Below are 3,329 nucleotides of genomic sequence, written 5' to 3'. Positions count from 1 at the left end.
GTGTCATGAAGGTGAAGCTTCATGGCGAGGGCGATCAACAAAAACAAGAAGCCCGAAATCAATAATAAAAATAGAGCACGCAACTACTTCTGGGGGAGCTTCGGCTCCCCTTGTAGTTTCTGCAATTTGCCCCCTGCGCAACATCTTTAGGCTTCTGGCTCAAGCCTTGCAGCTTGTTCCTACACCATCACCTGACTAAATGCTAGAATCCCCGCCCATCATGCGGTCATTCTTCGTTATGGCCGAACATTCCTTCAAACAGTGCATCCCATGCTGAAGAAGTTGTTCCAGTCATTCCGTTCTCCCTTGCGTCGTACGCAACACAAACGCAGCACGCCTGAAGTGCTCAATAGCAGCCAGCATTCGCTGCAACGCGCTCAATTCAGCCGTTATGCAGTGAACATCGTCGAACGTTTGCAGAACGCCGGCTACCAGGCTTACCTGGTGGGCGGGTGCGTACGCGACATGTTGCTCAATATCACGCCCAAGGACTTCGACGTCGCCACCAGTGCCACGCCCGAGCAAGTGCGCGCCGAGTTTCGCAATGCGCGAATCATCGGCCGCCGCTTCAAACTGGTGCACATCCACTTTGGTCGGGAAATCATCGAGGTCGCGACGTTCCGCGCCAACCACCCGCAAAACGATGAAGAGGAAGACACCAACCAGTCTTCCCGCAACGAAAGCGGGCGCATCCTGCGGGACAATGTCTATGGCACCCTTGAAGAAGACGCGCAACGCCGCGACTTCACCATCAACGCCTTGTATTACGACCCGGTCAGCGAGCGCATCCTCGATTACGCCAATGGTGTACACGACATTCGCAACAACCTGATCCGCCTGATCGGCGACCCGGTTCAGCGCTACCAGGAAGACCCGGTACGCATGCTGCGAGCGGTGCGGTTTGCCGCCAAGCTGAACTTCGGTATCGAGAAGCACACCGCCGCGCCGATTCGCGAACTGGCGCCCATGCTGCGCGAAATTCCTTCGGCGCGTTTGTTCGAGGAAGTGCTGAAGCTGTTCCTCTCGGGCTACGCCGCCGACACGTTCGAGATGCTTGTCGACCTGCAGTTGTTCGATCCCCTGTTCCCAGCCAGCGCCGAGGCCCTGGAATATAACCCGACGTACACCCACACATTGATCAGCGAAGCGCTGATCAACACCGACCTGCGCATCAAGCAGAACAAACCGGTGACCCCTGCGTTCCTGTTTGCCGCCCTGTTGTGGCCGGCACTGCCCAAGCGTGTACTGCGCCTGCAGGACCGTGGCATGCCGCCTATTCCTGCGATGCAGGAAGCCGCTCACGAGCTGATCGCCGATCAGTGCCAGCGCATTGCCATTCCGAAACGCTTCACCATGCCGATCCGTGAGATCTGGGACATGCAGGAGCGCCTGCCGCGCCGCAGTGGCAAACGCGCCGACTTGCTGCTGGACAACCCTCGTTTCCGCGCAGGCTATGACTTCCTGTTGCTGCGCGAAAGCGCCGGCGAACAGACCGATGGCCTGGGCGAATGGTGGACGGACTACCAGGACGCCAACGATAGCCAGCGCCGCGACATGATTCGCGACCTCGGCAGCAAAGGTGAAGGCGAAGGTCCGAAAAAACGGCGCCGCAGTGGAACCAAGCGCAAGCGCAGCGGCGCCGATGCTTCGGGCGAATAAACGTGGAACGGATCTACGTCGGCATGGGCAGCAACCTCGCGGCCCCGCAACAGCAATTGCGCAACGCCATCCAGGCGTTGGCGCTATTGCCAGGTACAACCCTCGCCGGTGTATCGGCGTTCTATCAAAGTGACTCCCTGCTCCCGGGCCAGCCGCGCTACACCAATGCCGTCGCGGCCCTGGATAGCAGCCTGGCGCCACTGGAACTGCTCGAGGCGCTGCAAGCCATCGAGAACGATCAGGGTCGTGAACGCCTGGAGCGTTGGGGCCCGCGCACGCTGGACCTGGACATCTTGCTGTTCGGTGATCGCCTGATCGATGAGCCGCGCCTGAAGGTGCCCCACTACCAGATGCATTTGCGGGCGTTTGTGCTGTATCCGCTGGCAGAGCTGGCGCCCATCGACCTGAAACTGCCTGATGGCCAATACTTCAGCGACCTGCTGACGGCCTGTCCATTTGTAGGGTTGGAACGCATCCCGCAAGACTGACTCGGTCAATGTGGGAGCTTCGGTGCGGTAAAAACCGTATTTCCCTGCTGAATCGCGTCAGTAACAGCGGTAACACCGCCATCGTAACAATGCGGTAACACATCCAATTGACTTCCCGTGTCCTCCTCACGACTATAGGCGTCCCGCTACCGCCATACCGGCGCTGAAGGGCGCAATCCAGGCCTTATAAGCACTGCTCTCAAGACAGTGCGCCTGTATAAACGAAGACTCACGCGCGTTACTCGCTGTTTCCAAGCGCCTGAACGAGGACCCTTTTCATGCCAAGCATTACCCTGACCACCTTGCAGAACCTCAAGCTCAAAGGTGAAAAAATCACCATGCTGACCTGCTACGACGCCACCTTCGCCCACGCCAGCTGCCAGGCCGGGGTCGAGGTGCTTTTGGTGGGCGACTCCCTGGGCATGGTTCTTCAAGGGAATGACAGCACCCTGCCTGTTACCACCGACGAACTTGCCTACCACACCGCCAGCGTCAAGCGCGGTAACAACGGCGCGTTCATCATCGCCGACCTGCCGTTCATGGGTTATGCCACCGTCGAGCAAACGTTCCAGAACGCGGGCAAATTGATGCAAGCCGGCGCGCACATGGTCAAAATCGAAGGCGCCGTGTGGCTTGCCGATTCGATCCGCCTGCTGGCTGAGCGCGGTGTTCCGGTTTGCGTGCATATGGGCCTTACGCCCCAGTCGGTGAATATCCTCGGCGGCTATAAGGTACAAGGCCGTAATGAAGCCCAGGCACGTCAGATGCGCGCCGATGCCATTGCCCTGGAACAGGCGGGCGCGGCAATGATCGTGCTGGAGTGCGTTCCGAGTGAACTGGCTGCAGAAATCACCCAAGCCGTCAAAGTACCGGTCATCGGCATCGGTGCCGGCTCCGCGACCGATGGTCAGGTACTGGTGGTGCATGACATGCTCGGCCTGTCCATGAGCGGCCATGTGCCCAAGTTCGTGAAGAACTTCATGGCCGGCCAGGACAGCATCCACGCGGCATTGAGCGCCTATGTCAGCGAAGTCAAAGCTGTCACCTTCCCGGGTGCCGAACACGGATTCTCTGCATGAACACCGTAAAAACCGTACGTGAACTACGGGCCGCAGTGGCTCACGCCCGCAGTGCGGGCAAGCGCATTGGCTTTGTGCCGACCATGGGCAACCTGCACAGCGG

Annotated in this window: 5 protein-coding genes; all 5 read left to right on the top strand. The window is 59.2% G+C overall.

What is annotated here, in order from left to right; genetic code table 11:
- A partial coding sequence (locus tag ACRESD_RS15700; protein ID WP_431751760.1) for a hypothetical protein occupies positions 1 to 199 on the top strand: 199 nt, incomplete at its 5' end.
- Positions 200 to 270: 71 nt separating this feature from the next.
- Complete coding sequence (locus ACRESD_RS15695) at positions 271 to 1,659, top strand: polynucleotide adenylyltransferase PcnB (RefSeq protein WP_431751759.1); 1,389 nt, start codon at positions 271 to 273, stop codon at positions 1,657 to 1,659.
- 2 nt (positions 1,660 to 1,661) lie between these two features.
- Positions 1,662 to 2,147: a 2-amino-4-hydroxy-6-hydroxymethyldihydropteridine diphosphokinase gene (folK, locus tag ACRESD_RS15690; protein WP_431751758.1), complete on the top strand. Its 486-nt coding sequence runs from the start codon at positions 1,662 to 1,664 to the stop codon at positions 2,145 to 2,147.
- 278 nt (positions 2,148 to 2,425) lie between these two features.
- The gene (gene panB, locus ACRESD_RS15685; RefSeq protein WP_431751757.1) at positions 2,426 to 3,226 is read left to right on the top strand and encodes a 3-methyl-2-oxobutanoate hydroxymethyltransferase; all 801 of its coding nucleotides are present in this window, start codon (positions 2,426 to 2,428) and stop codon (positions 3,224 to 3,226) included.
- Positions 3,223 to 3,329 (top strand): pantoate--beta-alanine ligase (locus ACRESD_RS15680; protein ID WP_431751761.1); only part of this gene is annotated, 107 nt, incomplete at its 3' end. The genes panB and ACRESD_RS15680, both read left to right, overlap by 4 nt.

The sequence above is a fragment of the Pseudomonas sp. genome, from assembly GCF_050739995.1.
Lineage (GTDB): Bacteria > Pseudomonadota > Gammaproteobacteria > Pseudomonadales > Pseudomonadaceae > Aquipseudomonas.
The sequence above is the reverse complement of the archived record's forward strand: the minus strand, read 5'-3'. Positions and strand labels throughout refer to the sequence as shown.

Coding starts and splice junctions, on each gene's coding strand:
- ACRESD_RS15695 (WP_431751759.1), top strand. CDS start 271: ATGCTGAAGAAGTTGTTCCAGTCATTCCGTTCTCCCTTGCGTCGTACG.
- panB (WP_431751757.1), top strand. CDS start 2,426: ATGCCAAGCATTACCCTGACCACCTTGCAGAACCTCAAGCTCAAAGGT.